The sequence below is a fragment of the Nitratireductor sp. J20-h4 genome, from assembly GCF_056780505.1.
Genome location: NZ_CM165557.1, coordinates 290522 through 313318 on the forward strand (window position 1 = coordinate 290522; position 22797 = coordinate 313318).

The 22797-nt window shown below is 65.6% G+C and carries 20 protein-coding genes; 13 read left to right on the plus strand and 7 right to left on the minus strand.

Annotation, left to right across the window (positions count from 1 at the left end):
* The first annotated feature begins 2 nt into the window (after positions 1 to 2).
* The 11 genes from ACT2B0_RS01490 (at position 3) to ACT2B0_RS01540 (ending at position 13710) form a co-directional block, all read left to right on the plus strand.
* Positions 3 to 2078, plus strand: a complete 2076-nt coding sequence (locus ACT2B0_RS01490; protein ID WP_473460738.1) for a hydantoinase/oxoprolinase family protein — start codon at positions 3 to 5, stop codon at positions 2076 to 2078.
* An 11-nt stretch (positions 2079 to 2089) separates the two neighbouring features.
* Positions 2090 to 3754 (plus strand): hydantoinase B/oxoprolinase family protein, encoded by a 1665-nt coding sequence (locus ACT2B0_RS01495; RefSeq protein WP_473460739.1) that lies wholly within the window; start codon positions 2090 to 2092, stop codon positions 3752 to 3754.
* 27 nt (positions 3755 to 3781) lie between these two features.
* The gene (locus ACT2B0_RS01500; protein WP_473460741.1) at positions 3782 to 4618 is read left to right on the plus strand and encodes an aspartate/glutamate racemase family protein; all 837 of its coding nucleotides are present in this window, start codon (positions 3782 to 3784) and stop codon (positions 4616 to 4618) included.
* Positions 4619 to 4710: 92 nt separating this feature from the next.
* A complete protein-coding gene (locus tag ACT2B0_RS01505) occupies positions 4711 to 5823 on the plus strand; it encodes a M24 family metallopeptidase (protein ID WP_473460743.1) in 1113 nt (370 codons plus the stop codon).
* A gap of 107 nt (positions 5824 to 5930) precedes the next feature.
* Positions 5931 to 6929, plus strand: a complete 999-nt coding sequence (locus ACT2B0_RS01510; protein ID WP_473460745.1) for a zinc-binding dehydrogenase — start codon at positions 5931 to 5933, stop codon at positions 6927 to 6929.
* A 117-nt stretch (positions 6930 to 7046) separates the two neighbouring features.
* Positions 7047 to 8618 (plus strand): hydantoinase B/oxoprolinase family protein, encoded by a 1572-nt coding sequence (locus ACT2B0_RS01515; RefSeq protein WP_473460746.1) that lies wholly within the window; start codon positions 7047 to 7049, stop codon positions 8616 to 8618.
* A 106-nt stretch (positions 8619 to 8724) separates the two neighbouring features.
* Positions 8725 to 9651 (plus strand): ABC transporter ATP-binding protein, encoded by a 927-nt coding sequence (locus tag ACT2B0_RS01520; protein WP_473466193.1) that lies wholly within the window; start codon positions 8725 to 8727, stop codon positions 9649 to 9651.
* Entirely contained in the window at positions 9648 to 10409 is a 762-nt protein-coding gene (locus ACT2B0_RS01525; protein ID WP_473460748.1) for an ABC transporter permease, read from the plus strand. Before ACT2B0_RS01520 ends, ACT2B0_RS01525 begins: the two co-directional genes overlap by 4 nt.
* A gap of 197 nt (positions 10410 to 10606) precedes the next feature.
* Entirely contained in the window at positions 10607 to 10912 is a 306-nt protein-coding gene (locus ACT2B0_RS01530) for a DUF6074 family protein (RefSeq protein ID WP_473460750.1), read from the plus strand.
* A 379-nt stretch (positions 10913 to 11291) separates the two neighbouring features.
* Entirely contained in the window at positions 11292 to 12263 is a 972-nt protein-coding gene (locus ACT2B0_RS01535) for a flagellin N-terminal helical domain-containing protein (protein WP_473460752.1), read from the plus strand.
* Positions 12264 to 12870: 607 nt separating this feature from the next.
* A complete protein-coding gene (locus ACT2B0_RS01540; protein ID WP_473460754.1) occupies positions 12871 to 13710 on the plus strand; it encodes a CheR family methyltransferase in 840 nt (279 codons plus the stop codon).
* A 146-nt stretch (positions 13711 to 13856) separates the two neighbouring features.
* Here ACT2B0_RS01540 and ACT2B0_RS01545 read toward each other — a convergent pair whose 3' ends face one another.
* On the minus strand, positions 13857 to 14405 hold the full coding sequence (locus ACT2B0_RS01545) for a VOC family protein (protein ID WP_473460756.1): 549 nt from the start codon (positions 14403 to 14405) through the stop codon (positions 13857 to 13859).
* A gap of 135 nt (positions 14406 to 14540) precedes the next feature.
* On the opposite strand from ACT2B0_RS01545, the gene ACT2B0_RS01550 reads away from it, so the two are divergent.
* A complete protein-coding gene (locus tag ACT2B0_RS01550; protein ID WP_473460758.1) occupies positions 14541 to 14672 on the plus strand; it encodes a hypothetical protein in 132 nt (43 codons plus the stop codon).
* A gap of 7 nt (positions 14673 to 14679) precedes the next feature.
* Here the strand turns inward: ACT2B0_RS01550 and ACT2B0_RS01555 are convergent, their stop codons facing one another.
* From ACT2B0_RS01555 to ACT2B0_RS01575, 5 genes are all read right to left on the minus strand, one after another.
* The gene (locus ACT2B0_RS01555) at positions 14680 to 14931 is read right to left on the minus strand and encodes a formate dehydrogenase subunit delta (RefSeq protein WP_473460760.1); all 252 of its coding nucleotides are present in this window, start codon (positions 14929 to 14931) and stop codon (positions 14680 to 14682) included.
* Positions 14921 to 15673 (minus strand): formate dehydrogenase accessory sulfurtransferase FdhD, encoded by a 753-nt coding sequence (fdhD, locus tag ACT2B0_RS01560; protein WP_473460762.1) that lies wholly within the window; start codon positions 15671 to 15673, stop codon positions 14921 to 14923. The genes ACT2B0_RS01555 and fdhD overlap by 11 nt, the downstream gene beginning before the upstream one ends.
* A 121-nt stretch (positions 15674 to 15794) precedes the next feature.
* A complete protein-coding gene (gene fdhF, locus ACT2B0_RS01565) occupies positions 15795 to 18680 on the minus strand; it encodes a formate dehydrogenase subunit alpha (protein WP_473460764.1) in 2886 nt (961 codons plus the stop codon).
* A gap of 76 nt (positions 18681 to 18756) precedes the next feature.
* Positions 18757 to 20313, minus strand: coding sequence for a formate dehydrogenase beta subunit (locus ACT2B0_RS01570; RefSeq protein ID WP_473460766.1), 1557 nt, complete (start codon positions 20311 to 20313; stop codon positions 18757 to 18759).
* Positions 20310 to 20795: a formate dehydrogenase subunit gamma gene (locus tag ACT2B0_RS01575; RefSeq protein ID WP_473460768.1), complete on the minus strand. Its 486-nt coding sequence runs from the start codon at positions 20793 to 20795 to the stop codon at positions 20310 to 20312. Before ACT2B0_RS01575 ends, ACT2B0_RS01570 begins: the two co-directional genes overlap by 4 nt.
* Before the next feature lie 416 nt (positions 20796 to 21211).
* On the opposite strand from ACT2B0_RS01575, the gene ACT2B0_RS01580 reads away from it, so the two are divergent.
* Positions 21212 to 21892, plus strand: coding sequence for an NYN domain-containing protein (locus ACT2B0_RS01580; RefSeq protein ID WP_473460770.1), 681 nt, complete (start codon positions 21212 to 21214; stop codon positions 21890 to 21892).
* Here ACT2B0_RS01580 and ACT2B0_RS01585 read toward each other — a convergent pair.
* Complete coding sequence (locus ACT2B0_RS01585) at positions 21879 to 22796, minus strand: LysR family transcriptional regulator (RefSeq protein ID WP_473460771.1); 918 nt, start codon at positions 22794 to 22796, stop codon at positions 21879 to 21881. The genes ACT2B0_RS01580 and ACT2B0_RS01585 overlap by 14 nt on opposite strands.
* Position 22797 lies beyond the last annotated feature (1 nt).

Genomic DNA, 22797 nt, shown 5'->3' on the forward strand with positions numbered 1-22797 from the left:
CAATGGCCGCAAACACCATCCGCGTCACGACCGATGTCGGCGGAACCTTCACCGACCTGGTGTGCTTCGAGACCGACGGCACGACCGGCGAGGCCCGCATCGTCACGGCGAAGTCCGACACCACGCCGCCCGATTTCGAACAGGGCGTGCTCAACGTCATCGCCAAGGCCGGCGTCGACCCCGCCGCGATCGACTTCCTGGCGCACGGCACGACCGTGGTCATCAACGCCCTGACCGAGCGCAAGGGCGTCAAGGTCGGCCTGATCACCACCGAGGGTTTCCGCGACACGCTGGAGATCGCGCGCGGCAACCGGCCCGACTTCTTCAACCTGCACTACGAGAAACCGAAACCCTTCGTGCCGCGCTATCTGCGCCGCGAGCTGCCCGGCCGCATCAGCTACAAGGGCGAGGAGATGAAGCCGCTCGACCTTTCCGGCCTTGCCGCGATCCTCGACGATTTCAAGGCCGATGGCGTCGAGGCGGTGGCGATCAGCTTCCTGCATTCCTACGCCAATCTGTCGCACGAGCAGGCCGCGCTCGCCGAGGTGCGCAGATTGTGGCCGGAGGTCTCGGTCGTGTCCTCGCACCAGATCACCCGCGAATGGCGCGAATACGAGCGCACCAACACCGCCGTGCTGTCGGCCTATGTGCAGCCGATCGCCGAGCGCTATCTGTCGCGGCTGGCCGGCGGGCTCAAGGACAAGGGTCTCAAGGGCAGCCCCTACATCATGCAGTCCAATTGCGGGGTCGATTCTCTGGAAAGCGTTTCCAAGATCCCGATCACCATGGTGGAATCCGGTCCGGCCTCGGGCTTCTGGGGCGCGGCCGAGCTCGGCAAGCTGATCGGCGCGCCCAACGTGCTGGCGCTCGACATCGGCGGCACGACGGCGAAATGCTCGCTGATCGAGGACGGCCAGGTCAAGATCATGACCGATTACTGGATCGAGCGCGACCGCACCTCGGCCGGCTATCCGATCATGGTGCCGGTGGTCGACCTGGTCGAGATCGGCAATGGCGGCGGCTCGATCGCCTGGGTCGACGATTTCGGCAAGCTGCATGTCGGCCCGCAATCGGCCGGCGCCATGCCCGGCCCGGCCGCCTATGGCCGCGGCGGCGACAACGCCACCACCACCGACGCCAATCTCTGGCTCGGCCGCATCAACCGCGACTATTTCTGCGGCGGCGAGGTCACCGCCGACATGGCGGCCTCGGAAAAGGCGATCCGCGCCGTCGGCGACAAGCTCGGCGTCGACGCCGAGGAGGCCGCGCGCGGCATCATCCGCATCGCCAACAACAACATGGTCAACGCACTCAAGCTGGTTTCGCTCAACCGCGGCCACGACCCGCGCGACTTCACCCTGGTCGCCTTCGGCGGCGGCGGCGCCATGCATGCCGTGGCGCTGGGCCAGGAGCTCGGCGTCAAGAAGGTGGTCGTGCCGGCCGGCGCCGCGGTGTTTTCGGCCTGGGGCATGATGATGTCGGACCTGCGCCGCGACTATTTCGTCACCAGGCTGGCCGACCTCAAGCCCGGCGCGGCCAAGGCGGTCGAGGCGCTGTTCGCCGAAACCGAGGCCCAGGCGCGCAAGCAGTTCACCGACGAGGGCGTGCCGGCCGAAAAGGTCAAGTTCCTGCGCTACGGCAAGTTCCGCTACCAGAACCAGGAGCACACCACCGAAGTGCTGATCGAGGAGGGCGCCATCACCGACGACCGCCTCGCCGGCATCGAGGCCGCCTTCCACGAGGCCTATGAGCGCGAATACACCTACCGCCTCGAGGCGCCGGTGGAACTGGTCGGCATCCATCTGGTCGCCTCGGCCGAGGTCGGCAAGCTGACCATGACCGAGCACCAGCCGACCGGCACGCCGTCGAGCGCGGCCCTGAAGGGGAACCGCGACGTCGACTACGCGCTGGAAGGCGTCCACACGGCCGCGATCTACGACGGCACCAAGCTGGAACCGGGCATGCGTTTCGACGGCCCGGCAATCGTGGAGGACCCCGGCACCACGGTGGTCATCCATCCCGGCAACGCGGTCGAAATCGACGGTTACGGCAATATCCACATCACTCTGTCGCAGTGAGGAGAGGCGAGATGGCGAACGCTTCGAACGACCCGATCACGCTCGAGATCATCCAGAACTCCCTGCAGGCGACGGCCGACGAGATGTTCGCGGTGATGAAAAAGACGGCGATGAGCTCGATCATCTACGAGGTGCTCGACATGGGCACCGGCATCACCGACGCCAAGGGCGCGCTCGCCTCCTCCGGCGCCGGCATTCCCGCCTTCATCGGCGTGCTCGACAAGGCGGTGAAGGTGATCGTGGAGAAATTCTCCAAGCCGGGCGACATCGAGCCCGGCGACGTCTTCGCCACCAACGATCCCTATTACGGCGGCGTCACCCATTTGAACGACATCATCGTCGCCATGCCGGTCTTCGCCGGCGGCCGCATTATCGCCTGGACGGCCAACATCGCCCATAATTCCGATGTCGGCGGCATGGCGCCGGGCTCGCTGAGCGGCGAGGCGAGCGAAATCTTCCAGGAAGGGCTGCGGCTGCCGGCGATCAAGCTGATCGCCAAGGGCGAGACGATCCGCTCGGTGATGGAGATCATCAAGGTCAATTCGCGCATGCCCGACGTGCTGGAAGGCGATGTGTGGGCGGCGATCGCCTCGGTGCGCATCGGCGGCAAGCGCCTGCAGGAGATCGCCGAAAAATACGGCGTCGGCACGTTCGAGAACGCCATGGCCTCGTTCATGGATTTCGGCGAGCAGGTCTCTTTGAAGGAACTCGCCAACCTGCCCAAGGGCACGTTCGAACTGTCGGAGGAGCAGGACGACGGGCGTATCTTCAACGTCAAGATCACCATCGACGACGACACGTTCACCGTCGATCTGCTCGACAATCCCGACCAGTCGGACAATCCGGTCAACACCAGCCGCGACGGCGTCATGGTCGCCGCGCAGATGATCTTCAAGTCGCTGACCGACCCCTATTCGCCGGCCAACGAAGGCTCGTTCCGTCCGATCCGGCTCCTGACCCGCGAGGGTTCGGTGTTCCATGCCAAGGAGCCGGCGCCGATCGGGTTCTATTACGAGATCGAGCTGCGCGTGTACGACATCATGTGGCGCTGTCTCGCCCCGCATATGCCCGAGCGCCTCGCCTCGGGCCATTTCGCCTCGGTGTGCGGCACCTTCATCGGCGGCATCCACCCCGATACCGGCCGGCAATACACCATCATCGAGCCGCAGCTCGGCGGCTGGGGCGCCAGCCGCGGGCGCGACGGCAATTCAGCGATCTTCTGTGGTTTTCACGGCGAGACCTACAATTGCCCGGCCGAGATCAACGAGGCGCGCAACGGGCTTCTGGTCGACCGCATGGAGCTCAACCTGGAGCCGGGCGGCGAAGGCAAATTCACTGGCGGGCGCGGCATCGTGATGGACTACCGGCTGCGCGCCGACAACGGCTTTCTGACAGCCGGCTACACGCGCTCGAAGTTCCCGCCCTGGTCGCTCGACGGCGGCAAGGAGGGTTCCCCCAACTATGTCGAGGTGATCCGCAAGGACGGCGAGCGGGAGAAATTCTCCTTCGTGTCCGGCCTAACCACCCACACCGACGACGTCATCCGCGTGGTGACCGGCAATGGCGGCGGTATCGGCGACCCGAAGGAGCGCGACCGCGCCGCGATCGAGCAGGACATCAAGAACGGCCTGATCACGCCGGAGCGGGCGAAGGAAGTCTACGGTTACGCCGGCTGAGCGCCGGCTCATGGGAAGGAGGATGAAATGACCCAGACACCGCTGAAGATCATGTATCTCAATCCGCTGGCGAGCAGCGCGGCCTATGACGACATTTTTGCCGCCATGGCCCGCGACCACAAGCTGCCGGGCACCGAGGTGCACGTGACCTCGCTGCCGGAGGCCGAGGGCGGCTTCACCCATATCGAGTACCGTTCCTACGAGGCGATGGTCACCCGCGGCATCATCCGCGCGGCGCGCCAGGCCGCCAGGGAAGGGTTCGACGCGCTCGCGATCGGCTGCTTCTACGATACCGCGTTGCACGACGCGCGCGAGATTTCCGGCGACATGATCGTCACCGCGCCGTGCCAGTCGTCGTGCGAAATCGCCTCGACCATTTCCAACCGGTTCGGCGTCATCGTCGGGCGTCGCAAATGGGTCCACCAGATGCAGTCGACCGTGCACGATCTCGGCCACGCGCACCGGCTGTCCGGCTTTTATCATGTCGAGCTCGGCGTCACCGAGTTCCAGGCCGACCACGCCGAGACCGGCCGCCGGCTGATCGAGGCCGGCCGCAAGGCGGTGGAGGAGGATTTCGCCGAAGCGCTGATCCTCGGCTGCACGATGGAGGTCGGCTTTTATCGCGAAGTCGAAAGAAAGCTCGGCGTGCCGGTGATCGACCCGTCGATCGCCGCGCTCAAGCGGGCCGAATACGCCGCCGTCCTCAAGCGCCAGTGCGGCTGGATCCCGTCGCGCAAATGGTCGTGCGAGGCGCCGCCCGAGGACGAGATCGCCCGTTTCGGCGGCTTCGACGACGGCGAGATCTTCGGCAACCGCGTCGTGGTGCCGGCCGAGGAGGCAGGCCCGGCCCGCCGCGCCGCCTGACATTGAACCGGCCGGCCCGCGCTGCAGACGCGGGCCGGCCCATCCTGGCGGCGATCGGCCGCCGAGACAGCATTTTTTCGTTCGAGGACGCCATGACCGAGCCTTCTTCCAACCAGACCGCCGACCGTCTCGCCCGCCTGCGCGAGGCGATGAGAGCCGAAGCGGCCGACCTCGTCGCCATCGCGCCCGGCTCGCACATGGACTGGCTGGTCGGCTTCCACCCGCACCCGGACGAGCGCCCCTGCCTGTTGCTGGTGGGCGCCAAGAAAGAGGCGTTCCTGATGCCGGCGCTCAATGCCGAAGGCACCCGCGAGCACACAGAGATCGCCTTTCACACCTGGTCGGACGACCGGGGCCCGAAAGCCGCGCTTGGCGAAGCTCTTGCCGCGATCAGCGCCGAGGGAGCGAAAACCGTCGTGCTCGACGAAACCATGCGGGCCGATTTCGCGCTGCTCGTGCTCGACGCCCTGCCGGGCGCGACCCACGCCTTTACCGACCGCACGCTCGGCCGGCTGCGCATGGTCAAGGACGAAGGCGAAATCGCCAAGCTGAAGATGAACGCCGAAATCGCCGACCGCGCCATGCAAAAGGCGTTCGCCGCGATCCGGCCGGGCATGGCCGAAAAGGACCTCGCACAGGCGGTCAAGGACCATTTCGCCGCCGAGGGCGCCGTGCCGTCGTTCTGGATCGTCGGCGGCGGACAGAACGGCGCCTTTCCCCATCACCAGTCGGGCGACAGACCGCTTGCCGAGGGCGATGCGATCGTCATCGACATCGGCGCGCGCAAGGCGGGCTTTCCGAGCGACATCACCCGCATGGCCGCAGTCGGCCGTCCGCCCGAAGGCTACGGCCAGATCCACACCATCGTGGAAAAAGCGGTCCAGGCGGCGATGAAGGCCGCGCGTCCGGGCGTGAAGGCGAGCGCGGTCGACGCGGCCGCTCGCACGGTGATCGCCGATGCCGGCTACGGCGAGTATTTCGTGCATCGCACCGGCCACGGCATGGGCATTGACGGGCACGAGCCGCCCTACATCACCGCCACCGCCGACACCGTGCTGGAGGAGGGCATGGTGTTTTCCATCGAGCCCGGCATCTACCTGCCCGGCCGCTTCGGCATCCGCCTGGAGGAAATCGTCGTGCTGCGCGCCGACGGTCCGGAAATCCTCTCCGACCTGCCGCGCGATCTGCATGTCGCGAAGGCTTGAGGAGAACGCGCAAAGCCGCCGGTTTTGCGCTCGATCCCGACAAACGACACAGCGCCGTCACCGAAAAATCAAAGGGCCGCGAGGGTGCGGCAGCGGGAGGAAACGACATGCCGAGAGAATGGGTGATCGACGCCTATGACGGGTACGAGGGCCTGCGCCTGGCGGCGTGCGAAAAGGGCGAGCCCGGACCGACCGAGATCAGGATGCACATCGAGGCCTTTGCCCTCAACTGGGGCGACATGGACCTGATGAAGGACAATTATTCCTTCAGCTTCGAAAGCTTTCCCGCGCGGATCGGCATGGAAGCCGCCGGGATCGTGGAAGCGGTGGGACAGGACGTGACCGGAATTGCCGTCGGCGCGCGCTACTGCACGCTGCCCTATTTCTACTACAATCGCGGCGCCAGCGCCGACACGCTGGTCATCGACCAGAAATATGTGACGCCGGCGCCCGAGGGCATGAGTGCCGTCGAGGCGGCATCGATCTGGATGCAGTACATGACCGCCTACTACCCGGTCGTCGAACTCGCTGGTGCGAAGAAGGGGGTGAACATTCTGGTTCCCGCGGGCACGAGCACCGCCGGGACCGCCGCTCTGCAAATCGGGCGTCTGTGCGGTGCGACCATGATCGCGACCACGCGCTCGGAACGAAATCGGGACTATCTGATGCAGTCCGGCGCCGACCACGTCTATGTCGACGGCAGCGGCGATCTGGCCGATTTTCTGATGGAAGCGACCGGAGGCGCGGGCATAGATGCCTCGTTCGATCCGGTCGGCGGCGATTTCGTCCTGCGCTACGGCCCGGCATTGGCGCGCGGCGCCAAGCTGATGCTCTACGGGCTGCTGACCGCCGAACTTCCCAAAATCCCCTATGTCGACATGTGGCAGAAGAATGCCTGGCTGCACATGTATTCGCTGTTCAACTACGTCGAGGACCAGGACGCGCAGGATCGCGGAACGGCGTTCGTCTATAAGGCTTTGACCGATGGGAAGCTGACGCCCAACGTCGACCGGGTCTTCCCGATGGACGCCTATGTCGACGCATGGCGGTATCTTTCCGGGCCGCGCGCAAACTACGGTAAGGTCGTCGTCGATACCGGCAGATGAACCAAATGCCCGACCGGGCGGATTGCTTCTTGGAGCCGGGGACGATCCCCGGGCCTCCGCCGCCCGGTTCATCCGGGAGGTGTTGCGAGAGCACCATGCCTTTAGGATTTGAGGACAATGACGAAACCTGCTGACCCGTTTACGATATCCGTCATCCAGGCGAGCCTGGTTTCGGCGGCCGACGAGATGTTCGCGGTCCTGAAAAAGACCGCGATGAGCCCGATCATCTACGAGGTGCTCGATGTCGGCACCGGCATCACCGATGCCAGGGGCGAACTGGTTTCGTCCGGCGCCGGCATCCCGACCTTCGTCGGCGTGCTCGACAAGGCGGTCAAGCGCATCGTCGAGCTGCACGGGATCGAGGCGATCCGCGACGGCGACTGCTATGTCACCAACGATCCCTATTATGGCGGCGTCACCCATCTCAACGACGTCGTCATCGCGCTGCCGGTCTTCGCCAACGGCGAACTGGTCGCCTGGACGGCCTCGATCGCGCACTGGAACGATCTCGGCGGCATGACGCCGGGCTCGATGTCGGTCGACGTGTCGGAAATCTTCCAGGAGGGGCTGCGCCTGCCGGCCGTCAAACTGTTCGAGGAGGGCCAGCCGCTGCGGTCGGTGTTCGACATCATCGCCGCCAATTCGCGCCTGCCGGATTTCGTCAACGGCGATCTGTGGGCCCAGGTCGCGGCCAGCCGCAAGGCCGAGACCCGTGTGCGCCAGCTGGTCGAGAGCTACGGGCTCGCCGCCTATCGCGCCGCGCTCGCCGATTTGTTCGTGGAGGGTGAGCGGCGCGGCCTGGCCGGTCTCGCCAGCCTGCCGGAAGGCACGTTCACGGTCGAGGAGGAACAGGACGACGGCGCGCTGTGGCGGGCCGCGATCACGGTGACGAAGGACCGCTTCGTCGTCGACCTGAGCGGCAATCCGCAACAGCGCGCCGCGCCCTACAACACCAGCCGCGACGGCGCCGTGATCTCGGCCCAGATGATCTTCAAGGCGCTGACCGATCCGACCCTGTTCGCCAATGCGGGCTCGTTCCGCGCCCTGGAGGTGATCACCGAGCCGGGCACGATCTTCCACGCCACCGGCACCGCGCCGCACGGTTATTATTTCGAAACCCGCATCCGGCTTTACGACATGCTGTGGCGCTGCATGGCCCGGGCGATGCCGGAGCGTCTGCCGGCGGGGCATTTCGCCTCGATCTGCGGCACGGTGATCGCCGGCGACCATCCCGACAGCGGCCGCCGCTTCACCATGGTCGAACCGCAAATGGGCGGCTGGGGCGCGACCGCGACGCGCGACGGGCTCGACGCGATGTATTCGGCCAGCCACGGCGAGACCTTCAACTGCCCGGTCGAGATCTGCGAGGCGCGCTACGGCCTCGATGTCGGTTACAAGCGGCCGCGTGACAGCGGCGAGGGCAAGGGCCAACATGCCGGCGGCCGGGGCATGGAAACCAGCTACAGGCTGCGCGCGCCGGCGATCATGTCGGCCGGATACAGCCGCGCCCGCCAGCCGGTGTGGGGCGCCAATGGCGGCGCGGACGGCGGCGTCAACGGCCTTGCCGTGCGCCATCCAGACGGCAGCCGCCAGGACTACACCTTCGCCAGCGGCGTGAGGCTGCAGCCCGGCGACGAGGTTCTGGTCGGCACCGCCAATGGCGGCGGCTGGGGCCCGGCGCCGGGCTGAACGGACGGCAGCGCGTCGGGCGGACTTGTCATAATCCTGTCAGGAGGCCGGGCCGCGGGCGCACCGCGGACCTGACAATTGCCCCGAGTTCGGCTATCGCATGCGCATGCAGCCGATGATTTCCGTCTCGAATCTCTCCAAGACCTACGATTCCGGGTTCCAGGCGCTGAAAGGCGTCGACCTGGAGGTCCGCAAGGGCGAGATATTCGCCCTGCTCGGCCCCAACGGCGCCGGCAAGACCACGCTGATTTCCATCATCTGCGGCCTCGTCAACCGCTCCGGCGGCGCCGTGGCGGTGGACGGGCACGACATCCTTACCGACTACCGCGCCGCGCGCGCGCTGATCGGGCTCGTGCCGCAGGAACTGACCACCGACGCGTTCGAGACCGTGTGGGCGACGGTGTCGTTCACGCGCGGCCTGTTCGGCAAGCCCGCCGATCCGGCCCATATCGAAAAGGTGCTGCGCACGCTTTCCCTGTGGGACAAGCGCGACGACAAGATCGTGGCGCTGTCGGGCGGCATGAAGCGGCGGCTTTTGATCGCCAAGGCGCTGTCGCACGAGCCGCGCATTTTGTTCCTCGACGAGCCGACGGCCGGCGTCGACGTCGAGCTGCGGCGCGACATGTGGGAGATGGTGCGCGGGCTGAAGAGCTCCGGCGTCACCATTATCCTGACCACGCATTACATCGAGGAAGCCGAGGAGATGGCCGACCGGGTCGGCGTGATCAGCGAGGGCCGCATCATCCTGGTCGAGGAAAAGGCCGAGCTGATGCGCAAGCTCGGCCGCAAGCAGCTCACCCTGCAGCTCAAGGAGCCGCTCGCCGCGCTGCCCGACAGTCTCGACGGCCACGACCTGACGCTGTCCGAAGACGGTCTGGCGCTGACCTACGACTATGACACGCGCGCCGACCGCACCGGCATCACCCGACTGCTGGGGCAACTCGACAAGGCCGGCATCCGCTTTACCGATCTCGACACGCGTCAAAGCACGCTCGAGGAAATCTTCGTCGACCTGGTGAGGAACGACCGATGAACCATCGCGCGATCTGGGCGATCTACCGGCAGGAAATGGCGCGCGCCTTCCGCACGATCCTGCAAAGCATCGTCTCGCCGGTGATCTCGACCTCGCTCTATTTCGTCGTCTTCGGCGCGGCGATCGGCTCGCGCATCCAGGAGATCGGCGGCGTCAGCTACGGCGCCTTCATCGTGCCGGGCCTGATCATGCTGTCCTTGTTGACGCACAGCATCTCCAACGCCTCCTTCGGCATCTATTTCCCAAAATTCACCGGCACGATCTACGAGATCCTGTCGGCGCCGGTCTCGCACCTGGAGATCGTCGTGGCCTATGTCGGGGCGGCTGCCACCAAATCGATCATCCTGGGCGCGATCATCCTGGCGACCGCGACGCTGTTCGTGCCGCTGCGCATCGAGCATCCGCTGGTGATGGTGCTGTTTCTGGTGCTGACGGCCTGCACCTTTTCGCTGTTCGGCTTCATCATCGGCATCTGGGCCGACGGTTTCGAGAAGCTGCAGCTCGTGCCGCTCTTGATCATCACCCCTCTCACCTTCCTCGGCGGGTCGTTTTATTCGATCGACATGCTGCCGCCGTTCTGGCGTTCGGTCACGCTGTTCAACCCGGTCCTGTATCTGATCAGCGGTTTTCGCTGGAGCTTTTACGGCCACGCCGATGTCGGGGTCTGGGTCAGCCTGGCGATGACGCTGGTCTTTCTGGCTCTGTGCCTGGGGATCGTGTCCTGGATCTTCCGCACCGGCTATCGGCTGAAAAGCTGAGGCGCGCGCCGCTCCCGCGGTAAGCGCTAACTTTCCCGAAAGGTTCTCGCCCGCAAGCTCGTCGGATCGATCGCAAGCGATTCGCGACTCAATCCGAGGCCGGGCACGGGCGGCGCATGGCGGACCGACAGGTTCGACCTGTTCCGGCGCGCCGCTTTCGGTCTCGACCGACCAATGTGCGAGGGGAGACTTTTGGGGTGAAGGCAGATCAATATGTAGATGGAGACGCCGCGTCGAGTGCCCGGGTCGTGGCATTTCCGCTGTGGCGGCGCGCGGGCGAGGTGGCGCGCGCGGCGCGGGCTCTGGCCGCGCTCGGCGATCTCGACGCGCGCGACGAATACCGTCACCAGCTCGCGGCGCATTTTTTCGACGAATTCGAAAGGCTCGGCCTGGCCGAGGCCGAGCAGGACGAGGAGGTCGGCGCGTTCTTCTACGAGGTGGAGATGGCGCTCGAGGACCTGTTCGGCGAAGCGCTGCGAGATGTCACCACCGGCATGGCCTGAGCGGCCATCGGCCGAATCACTTTTCGATATTTTGGCGGGGTCGGCGGCGCTTGGAAAAGTCCGCCGGCCCTGCCTGCGTTAACGCCCGGCTCGCTCGTGCGTTAACCGCAAATGTTGCCGGCGCGCCGAATGGTTGCGGGAAAGGCCGCAAAACCGGCGAAAACCACCGGAATGTGTAGAAAAATCGCTTGATCTACGCTTCGTCTTGGTCATCGGGGCCGGCCGGCGGCGCGTTCGTTAACCAGTTTACGGTTTGTTAAGCATGATCGTTCACAAAGGTTAAGGCGCGGCGAACGGCAGTCCGGGGGAACCGGTAGCGGACCGCGACGGGATAAATCGACAGCCTGCGATAGCGCGGGCGAAACAAAAGGGGCCTAGCGTGTCCAGCATTCTGACCAACGCCTCCGCGATGACCGCGCTGAAGAGCCTGCAGGCGACCAACAAGGCGCTGTCGACCACGCAGGCGCGCATCTCCACCGGTTACCGCGTCGCCGAAGCCAGCGACAACGCGGCCTATTGGTCGATCGCCACCACGATGCGCTCCGACAGCAAGGCGCTGTTGACCGTTCAGGACGCGCTCGGCCTTGGCGCCGCCAAGATCGACATTGCCTATACCGGCGTCAGCAGCACCATCGCCGTCGTCGACGAAATCAAGGCCAAGCTGGTGGCCGCCCGCGAGCCGGGCGTGGACCGCACGAAGATCCAGGCCGAGATCACCGCGCTTCAAGGCCAGCTCGTCAGCAACGCCGCCGCCTCGTCCTTTTCCGGCGAGAACTGGCTGTCGGTGGATTCGGATGCGCCCGGCTACAATTCGGCCAAGTCGGTCGTGGCCTCGTTTACCCGCGCATCCGACGGTACGGTGTCGGTTTCGACCATCACCATCGACGCCGATGGCGTGAAACTGTTCGACGCCGGGACCAACACCGTAACGGGCGGCGTCGGCATTCTCGACGGCGTCTACGACCAGACGACCGGGGCCCTGCATGCCGACCAGACCACGGCGGCGGGAATCTTTACCGTCGCCACCCTCGACATAGCCGGCCTGACCAACAACGCGGCCGATCTGACCACGCTCGACAATTTCATCAAGGGCGTCGACGATGCGATCAGCCGCATGACCAAGGCTGCATCCGATCTGGGCGCGTCGAAGAAGCGTGTCGACCTGCAGATCTCGTTCGTCAACGGTCTGATGGACGCGATCGAACGCGGTGTCGGCGCGCTGGTCGACGCGGACATGAACAAGGAATCGACCCGCCTGCAGGCGCTCCAGGTCCAGCAGCAGCTCGGTATCCAGGGCCTGTCGATCGCCAATTCCTCGGTCCAGGGCATCCTGTCGCTTTTCCAGGGCTAGCGCCGTTCCCCTTTGAATAGAAACGGTCTGGCGGACCGGATGTTGCGCTCCGGCAAGAAGAAGTCCGCTGCGCGATATGTCTGTTGGGGAAGGGCTTCGACACGGGCGGGGCGAAAAAGCCGTACAATCTGGAAACCGCGTCCGGTCTTTGGATCGTCCGCAAGACCGCGATCTTCGACCCTGGTCGTTCGCGCGTCTTACAGCGTCGCGCGGTTCGCGCCGCTGCACCGCATCGCCCACGCTCCCGGCCGGATCGCGACATCCCGCCGGCGGCGACACAGGCAAGGCCGCCGCAACGCAACCGCCTCGTCTGGAACCGCCTGTCTGGCGCCGGGGACGGCGTATGACCGCGTTTTCCGCTGGCCACAACGCGCGCACCTGTCGCAAAACCGCCCGCAAGGCGTCATTGCAGCGCGATATTGCCGGCCGATGTTTACAGGCGTTAAACCCGAAAATGCGAAGACAGGGCGTAAGGCTTGCAGAACGCAGATGCCGTTAGACCGGGCAACGCCATGCCTGCGAACGCGGCGAAAGCGGGTGTGCCGGCACATCTGAGGGCAGGGACACTGAATTGAACCGAGCGGCCGTGCCCCCAACGGGCGGAATCGTGCCTGGCGAGTATGTGCTCACCGAGGCGGATTTCCGCCATATCGCATCGATCCTCCACGATCATGCCGGCATTCAACTGCCGGAGGCGAAGGCGGCCCTGGTCTATGCGCGGCTGGCCAAACGGCTGCGGGCGCTCGGGCTCGAGAATTTTCGCGACTATTGTACGCTGGTGGCCGGCGCCGACGGTCTCGGCGAGCGTCAGAAGATGGTCGCGGCGCTGACGAGCGACGACACCAAATTCTACCGCGGGGCCGAACATTTCGAACATCTGAGAACCCGCGTGCTTCCCGCTCTTGCGGCACGGGCGCGACAAGGCCAGCCCGTCCGGATATGGTCGGCCGGATGCGCGGGCGGTGAAGAACCCTACACGATCGCGTTGGTCTTGCTGTCGGTGATGCCCGACGCGGCCCGCCACAATGTGCGGCTTCTGGCGACCGACATCGATCCCCAGATGATCCAGCAGGGACGGGCCGCCGTCTATTCCGAGGCGGCGCTTGCCGACGTTCCGGCCGATTTGCGGACGAAATGGTTTTCCGAGCGTGCCGGCGCCGGCGAACCGCGCTGGCAGGCGGCCGAGGCGCTGCGCGACCTGGTCGCGTTCCGCGAACTCAACCTGTTTGCCCGGTGGCCGATGAAAAAGCGTTTCGACGTGATCTTCTGCCGCAACGTCGCCATCTATGTCGACGCCGCCAGGCAGGCCGAGCTGTGGACGCGCTTTTCCGCGGCGCTCAAGCCGTCGGGCGCGCTTTATGTCGGGCAGGGTGAGTGCGTGTCGGGCCCGGCGGCAAAAGACCTCGCCGCCGACGGGAAAACCATCTGGCGGCATCTGCGCGGGTGAGGGGCGCTAAATCCGGCCGGGATTGGACCCGTCGATGATCGCGCCCGCTTCGTGCGCCATTCCCAAGGCCCGGCCGCCGGCGAAAGGCGTGTCGGCCGGGTTGCCTCCTCACAAGGGTTCGAGGGTGGCACCCCGGCCGCGCCGTCTCAATCGGCGATCTCGGCCAGTTCCCGCTCGTGCAGCCATTCGGCGTGGCGCGGCGCCCGCTTGGTGCGCGACCATTCCTCCAGCATGTCCCATTTGACCGCGTCGAGGCGTTTCATCAGCGCCTCTTCCTCCGGATCCGGACAGGCGAGTTCGACCCGGTGGCCGTTCGGGTCGAAGAAATAGATCGAGTGGAAGATCGAGTGATCGGTGACGCCGAGCACGTCGATGCCGTTGGCCTCGAGCCGCTCCTTGAAGGCCAGCAGCGTGTCGCGGTCGGCGACCTTGAAGGCGATGTGCTGGACCCAGGGCGGCGTGTTCTCGTCACGCCCCATCTCCGGCTTGGTGGGCAGTTCGAAAAAGGCGAGCACATTGCCGTTGCCGGCATCCAGGAACACATGCATGTAGGGATCGGGCTCATGGGTCGAGGGCACGTGATCCTCGGCGATCGCCAGCACGAAATCCATATTGAGATTGTTCACATACCAGTCGACCGTCTGCTTGGCGTCCTTGCAGCGATAGGCGACGTGGTGGATTTTTTCGATCTTCATCGGCAGGTCCTCCATCTAATTAGTCACGTTCGTAACTGTTGCGTTTGTAACTAACAAGATGGAAGCCGGCGCGGCGAACGATCCAGCGGTTCCCCCCGTTCACCGCCTGCAAGACGGGCGAGGCCTGTAAATCCTATGCCGACGACCTTGCCTTCGGACGGTGACGGGCGGGTCTATCTGATGTCGAGCCTGCGGGCGGGCAAGTCGACGATCAATCCCGATGTCCCGGATAGGTGGGCGCGCAACATGGCGCTGGTCAGGCAGTAGGGCGGCCTCAGGCTGTTTCGTGCGCCGGCCGCCTGACCTTGCCGGCCGCCTCGGCGACCAGCGGGCTCAGCCCCTCGCCGCCGGCGTCGACGATCTCGAAGAACTGGCGCCGCATGCGCGGCTCCCAGAAATCGTTGATGTGTTTGGCCACGCCCTCGGCCGCCTCGGCGGGCGGCATGGTTTCGAAGAAGCGTGCGATCTGGTTGGCCATGTAGACGAGCTTGTCCTTGCCGGTGCGCGTTTCGTGCTCAGGCGACATTCTGGCTGGCTCCGTTCCTGATCCGCTCGGGATGGGTGAAGATGTCGAACTCGTCGCCGCGCACCAGCGCCACCAAGGTCATGCCGGCCTCGTCCGCCATGCGGATGGCGAGCGCGGTCGGCGCCGAGACCGCGATGATCGCGCTCGCGCCGATAGCGGCTGTCTTTTGCACCATTTCGACCGACACGCGCGAAGTGACGACGACCGCGCCGGCGCCGCCGTCGATGCCCGCTTTGGCCAGCGCGCCGGCGAGCTTGTCGAGCGCGTTGTGACGGCCGACATCCTCGCGCGCGGCGGCGATGCCGCGGCCGGGACGGTAGAAGCCGGCCGCGTGCACCGCGCCCGTCTCGGCGTGCAGCGGCTGCGCGTCGGCCAGCAGCCGGGCGGCGCCGGAGATGTCGTCGGCCGAAAGCGTAAGCGCCGACTGACCGACATCGGCAACCGCGCGCATCGCTTCCTCGATCGATTCGATGCCGCACAGGCCGCAGCCGACGGGGCCGGCCAGCCTGCGCCGGCGCGCCTCGAAACGCCGGTTGGCGGTGTCCTTGAGACGGATCTGGATGTCGACCCCGGGGCCGGCGTCCTCGACGGTGATCGTGTCGATCTCCTCCGGCGCGGCGACGATGCCCTCCGTCAGCGCGAAGCCGAGCGCGAAATCCTCGAAATCGGCCGGTGTCGCCATCATCACCGCGTGGGTTGTGCCGGCGAAGCTGAGCGCCACCGGCGTTTCTTCGGGAACCATGCGCGCCGCCGCCCGGCTTGTGCCGGCGCGGCGGGCGATCCGCGAGGTCGAACTCAGCGGCGGCCGGATCACGGCGCGGCCCCGGGCCCGGAAAACGGGCGGGATAGGGGCGCGGCCGTCGTCATTCCGCGGCTTCCAGCGGCCGGGCGATGCGGCGGGCCAGCCGGGCCTGCTCCTCGTATTCGACCTGCCAGTCGGACGGCCCGTTCGACGGCGAAACCTGAACGGCGGTCACCTTGTATTCGGGGCAGTTGGTCGCCCAGTCGGAAAATTCGGTGGTGACCACGTTGGCCTGGGTGTCGGGGTGATGGAAGGTGGTGTAGACCACGCCCGGCGCCACCCGATCGGTGATCTGCGCCCGGAGCGTCGTTTCGCCGGCCCGGCTCCTGATCCTGACCCAGTCGCCGTCACACAGGCCGCGCTGCTCGGCGTCGTGGGGATGAATCTCCAGCCTGTCCTCGCTGTGCCACACAACGTTGTCGGTACGCCGGGTCTGCGCGCCGACATTATATTGCGACAAGATGCGCCCCGTCGTCAGCAGCAGCGGGAAGCGCGGCCCCGACTTTTCGTCGGTGGCGACATATTCGGTGCGGATGAACTTGCCCTTGCCGCGCACGAAGCCGTCAATATGCATGACCGGCGTGCCAGTCGGCGCCTTGTCGTTGCAGGGCCACTGCACCGAACCCTCGCGATCCAACAGGTCGTAGTTTACCCCGGCGAAGCTCGGCGTCGTCAGCGCGATCTCGTCCATAACCTGGGCGGGATGGGTATAGGCCCAGTCGAGCCCCATCGCCTGGGCGAGGCGCTGGGTGACTTCCCAGTCGGCCAGCCCGTTTTTCGGCGCCATCACCTTGCGCACGCGGTTGATGCGCCGCTCGGCATTGGTGAAGGTGCCGTCCTTTTCCAGGAAGGTCGAACCGGGCAGGAAGACGTGGGCGTAGTTGGCCGTCTCGTTGAGGAACAGGTCATGCACGACCACGCACTCCATCGCGGCCAGGCCGGCGGCGACGTGTTTGGTGTCGGGGTCGGACTGCAAAATGTCCTCGCCCTGGATGTAGAGGCCCCGGAACGTACCCTCGACGGCGGCGTCGAGCATGTTGGGGATCCGCAGGCCGGGCTCGGGGTCGAGCGTGACGTTCCACACCGCCTCGAACACCTCGCGCGTGGCGTCGTCCGACATGTGGCGATAGCCCGGCAATTCGTGCGGGAAGGAGCCCATGTCGCAGGCGCCCTGGACGTTGTTCTGGCCGCGCAACGGGTTAACCCCGACGCCCGGCCGGCCGATATTGCCGGTCAGCATGGCGAGATTGGCGATCGCCATCACCGTGGTCGAGCCCTGGCTGTGTTCGGTCACGCCGAGCCCGTAATAGATCGCCGCATTGCCGCCGGTGGCGTAGAGCCTGGCCGCGGCGCGGATCGTGTCGGTCGCAACGCCCGAAACTTTCTCCACCTCTTCCGGGCTGTGCTGCGGTTCGGCGGCGAAGGCGGCGTAGTCCTCGAATTCCGACCAGTCGCAGCGCGCGCGGATGAAGGCCTCGTCGAACAGGTCCTCGGTGACGATCACGTGGGCGAACGCGGTCAAAACAGCGACATTGGTGCCGGGCCTGAGCGGCAGATGGTGCGCGGCCTCGACATGCGGCTGGCGCACCAGGTCGATGCGGCGCGGGTCGATGACGATCAGCCTGGCGCCCGCGCGCAGCCGCTTCTTCAGTCGCGAGGCGAACACCGGATGGCCGTCGGTCGGATTGGCGCCGATGACCAGCGCGACGTCGGTATGCTCGACCGAATCGAAATCCTGCGTGCCGGCCGAGGTGCCGAAGGTGGTCTTCAGCCCGTAGCCGGTCGGCGAGTGGCACACCCGCGCGCAGGTGTCGACATTGTTGTTGCCGAAACCCTGGCGGATCAGCTTCTGGACAAGGAAGGTCTCCTCGTTGGTGCAGCGCGAGGAGGTGATGCCGCCGATCGCGCCCTTGCCGTATTGGTACTGGATGCGCCGGAACTCGCCGGCGATATGCGAAAACGCCTCTTCCCAGCTGACCTCGCGCCAGGGATCGGTGATCTTGTCGCGCACCATCGGGTTCAGGATTCGGTCCTTGTGGGTGGCGTAGCCCCAGGCGAAGCGGCCCTTGACGCAGGAATGGCCGCGATTGGCCTTGCCGTCCTTATAGGGCATCATGCGCACCAGCTCGTCGCCGCGCATCTCGGCCTTGAACGAGCAGCCGACGCCGCAATAGGCGCACGTCGTGACCACCGAATGTTCCGGCTGGCCGATCTCGATTACCGACTTCTCGCGCAGCGTCGCGGTCGGGCAGGCCTGCACGCAGGCGCCGCACGACACGCATTCGGACTCGATGAAAGGCTGATGCATGCCCGCCGAAACCCGGCTTTCGAAGCCACGGCCCTCGATCGTCAGCGCGAAGGTGCCCTGCACCTCCTCGCAGGCGCGCACGCAGCGCGAGCACACGATGCATTTGGACGGGTCGTAGGTGAAATAGGGGTTGGATTCGTCCTTCTTCATCCAGCGGAAATTCTCCGCCCCGTCGCCGGCGCGCCGGGCGTGGACGTGGTTTTCGCCATCATAGCCGTAACGCACGTCGCGCAGGCCGACCACGCCGGCCATGTCCTGCAATTCGCAATCGCCATTGGCCGCGCAGGTCAGGCAGTCGAGCGGGTGGTCGGAGATGTAGAGCTCCATCACGCCGCGGCGGATGTCCTTGAGCTTGCCGGTCTGGGTCTTGACCACCATGCCGGCCGCCACCGGCGTGGTGCACGACGACGGCGTGCCGTTGCGGCCCTCGATCTCGACCAGGCACAGCCGGCACGACCCGAAGGCGTCGACCATGTCGGTGGCGCACAGTTTCGGGATCTTGATGCCGGTTTCCATCGCCGCGCGCATGATCGAGGTGCCTTCCGGCACGGTGACCGCAAAACCGTCGATCGTCAGCGTGACGTCGTTTTCCGCATCCGAGTGCGGGGTTCCGTAGTCGATTTCGGTGATCAGACCCATAAGATCGCTCCTGAACCGAATGTCTATCCTACCACGTCATCGCGGCGGGAATGGGGAAGGGCGGTGGCGCGGCCGGTCACTCCGCCGCCTCGTTCATCGCCCGGGGACGAAAATCCTCGGGAAAATGCGTCAGCGCGCTCATCACCGGATAGGGCGTGAAGCCGCCGAGCGCGCACAGGGAGCCGAACTTCATCGTGCTGCAGAGATCGGTGACGAGCGCGATCTGCTTATCAGGCGCGTCGCCGGCGGCGATCTTGTCGATCACCTCGACGCCGCGGACCGAGCCGATCCGGCACGGCGTGCACTTGCCGCAGCTTTCGATGGCGCAGAACTCCATCGCGAAACGGGCCTGTTTGAGCATGTCGGCCGTGTCGTCGAACACCACGATGCCGGCATGGCCGATCAGCCCGTCCTTGGCTGCGAACGCCTCGTAGTCGAACGGCGTGTCGAACAGGGCGCGCGGGAAATAGGCGCCGAGCGGGCCGCCGACCTGCACCGCCTTGACCGGGCGGCCGGTCGCCGTGCCGCCGCCGATCTCGTCGACGATCTCGCCCAGCGTGAGGCCGAAGCCGGCCTCGAACAGGCCGCCATGGCGCACATTGCCGGCAATCTGGATCGGGATCGTGCCGCGCGAGCGGCCCATGCCGAAATCGCGGTAGAACGCTGCGCCCTTGTCCATGATCACCGGCACGGAGGCGAGCGAGATGACGTTGTTGACCACGGTCGGGCGGCCGAACAGGCCCTTGTGCGCCGGCAGCGGCGGCTTGGCCCGCACCTGGCCGCGTCTGCCCTCGAGGCTTTCCAGGAGCGAGGTTTCCTCGCCACAGACATAGGCGCCGGCGCCGACGCGCATTTCGATGTCGAAGGCATTGGGCGAGCCGAGCACGCTGGCGCCCAGAATGCCGGCCGTGCGCGCGATCGCGATCGCGGCGTCCATGGCGCGGATGGCGTGCGGATATTCCGAACGCAGATAGACGTACCCCTTGGTGGCGCCGGTGGCGATGCCCGCGATCGCCATGCCCTCGATCAGCACGAAGGGATCGCCCTCCATGATCATCCGGTCGGCAAAGGTGCCTGAATCGCCCTCGTCGGCGTTGCAGACGATATATTTGCGCGCGTCGGTCGTCTCCTGCACCGTCTTCCATTTGATGCCGGTCGGAAAGCCGGCGCCGCCGCGCCCGCGCAGGCCCGAGTCCGTTACCTGCTCCACGATCGCCGCCGGCGTCATGGCGACCGCCTTTTCCAGCCCGGCAAGCCCGCCATGGGCGCGGTAATCGTCGAGCGACAGCGGGTCGGTGATGCCGCAGCGCGCGAAGGTCAGCCGGCTTTGCCGCTTGAGGAAGGGAATCTCCTCCGGATCGCCGAGCCGCAGCGCGTGGTCGCCGCCGTCAAGCAGGCCGGCGGCAAGCAAGGAGGAAACGTCGGTGGCCGCGACCGGACCGTAGGCGATGCGGCCCCGCGCTGTCTCGACCTCGACCATCGGCTCCAGCCAGTAGAGCCCGCGCGAACCGTTGCGCACGATTTCGGCGTCGAGCCCCCGTTCGGCGAGCCCGTCGGCCAGAGCGCGCGCGACCCTGTCGGCGCCGAGCGCCAGCGCGCCGGAATCGCCGGGAACGAAGATCCGCGCCGTCATGACCGCACCTCGCGGGCGATCGCCTCGACCGCGTCCCGATCGAGACGGCCGATCACCTGGCCGTCGACCATCGCCGCCGGCGCGCAGGCGCACAGGCCCAGGCAATAGACCGGCTCCAGCGTCACCGATCCGTCGGCCGCCGTCTCATGGAAACCGATGCCGAGCAGGTCCGTCAGCCGGGCGGCGAGCGCGTCGCCGTCCATCGACTGGCACGCCTCGGCCCGGCACAGCTTCACAACATGCCGTCCGGCCGGTTCGCGCCGGTAATCGTGGTAAAACGACACCACGCCATGCACCTCGGCCCGCGACAGGTTGAGCGCGTCGGCGATCACCGGCAGCGCTTCCTGCGGCACGAAGCCGAACTCGGCCTGCACGTCGTTGAGAATTGGCAAGAGCGGGCCTTCCAGCCCTTTCAACGCCGCGATGACGGCGTTGGTCCGTCCGGCGACATCCGCCGGCGCCTGGGTACCCTGCTGCTGCATGGCGTGCAGCGCCCTCCCTGTTCGGCGCGCCGAAGAGCGGCGCTAAGTGGTTAGGAAACCAGACGAAACCGCGACAATCAATAAAGCTGTTCCGTGGCTTGATAGAAAATTTCTATCAAACATCACTGCCAGCGAACCAATAGGTCAGCGGTCCAGGGCAAGCTTGTCTGTCAGCGCCGCAGTCCCGTTCAAAAGCGGCGCGGCTAATGGCGCACCTGCATGATGGTCCTTGGCTGCCTGTGAGATGGTTTTGAGGGACACGCCGCAATTGCGCGTGTCTTGCGGAATTGCGACATTGAACAAAAAGGTCGAATATCTTATATGTCTTATGTCAACCAGTGGCAGCGTGCTGTCACTCCAAAAGCCGCAATGGAGCAATCCTGCGCGGCTTTTGCGTCTTTGGGTTCGGGTGCCCAATGAGAGCGATCTTTTATATCGACGGTTTCAATTTCTACTATCTCAGAACAAAGAAGCAGCCGCAGTTTAAGTGGCTGAACATGAAAGCGCTTGCCGACTTAATCGTGCAATCCGGCAACACGGTTGACAAGGTTAACTACTATACGGCGCCGGTCTCAGGTAAAATAGATGATGATGCACCAAGGCGGCAGCAAAAGCTCTTCGCAGCATTGCGGACAGAGCCAAAAATTTCCATCCATAACGGTCGTTTTTTATATGCCGAGAAATGGGCTGGTCTGGTGCAGCCGCCAAGGGCGAAGCCCGACGGGTATGTTTGGAATATGCCAGCTCCTGCCGTCGTGTACGTGACCAAAACAGAAGAAAAGGGTAGCGATGTGAATTTAGGCGTTCATTTGGTTCGGGATGCCTTTGTGAATGCGTTTGACGTGGCCTACGTCATCACGAACGATACCGATCTCGTTGAGCCAATCCGTATCGTCACTCAAGAGGTCGGCAAACAGGTTTGCATTGTCGCACCATGCCGCTCGCGAAGCTCGCGCCCTATTCCGTCCCCATCCTTGGAAGCCGTAGCGTCATTCAAGCATTATATCGATGATGCCGAACTGGCTGCGTGTCAGTTTCCTCCTGTCGTCAAGAGGGCGGGTAGAAAGGATATTGAGCGCCCCGCTACGTGGGTCTAGCGTCCGGCTTTTTGCCATTGGCATAGGTGGCCAGTTTTGCGGCCTCGTCCAGAAGCGCCGCGACCAGCGGCACGTGCGGCTCGCGCCGTGTGGCGACCATGCCGACGATGTGGCTGGCGTCGGGCTCGACGATCGGGATCGCCCGGATCGGCTCGGAAAAGCCGAAGGTCTCGGCCAGGTTGAGCGGCATGATCGAGGCCCATTTGCCGGTGCGTATGTGGGAAAACAGCACGATCATCGAGTTCGATTCCAGCGTCGGCCGCGACACGGTGCCGGCCTCGGCCAGATGATGGTCGATGATGCGCCGGTTCTGCATGTCGGGGGTGAGCAGGCACAGCGGCAGTTCCGCGACCTCGGCCCAACTCACCTGGCTGCGCTCCGACAACGCGTTGCCGTCGGCGGTGATCAACTGATAGCGCTCCGAATAAAGCGGCACCGAGGTGACATTGCCGAGCGGCTCGTTGTCGAGATAGGTGATGCCGACATCGATGTCGAAATTGCCGAGCAGCGACAGGACCTCGATCGAGGTGCGCGACAGCACCGAGAAGCTGACGCCGGGATGGCGCTCGCGAAACGGCGTGGTGATGCGCGCCACCATGGCGAGCGCGGTCGGAATGGCGGCGATGCGGATGCGGCCCGACAGACCGTTGCGCGCCGCGCGCATCTCCTCGCGCATGGCGCGCGCGTCGCCGACGATGCGGCGCGCCCAGCCCAGAACCTGCTCGCCCTCGGCCGTCAGGCCCTGGAAGCGCGAGCCGCGCTTGACCAGCATCACGCCGAGCTGGTCCTCGAGCTGCTTGACGGCGGCCGACAGCGTCGGCTGGCTGATGCCGAGCGTTTCCGCCGCGCGGCCGAAATGCTGTTCGCGGGCGAGGGCGATGAAGAATTCGAGCTTGTCGATCATG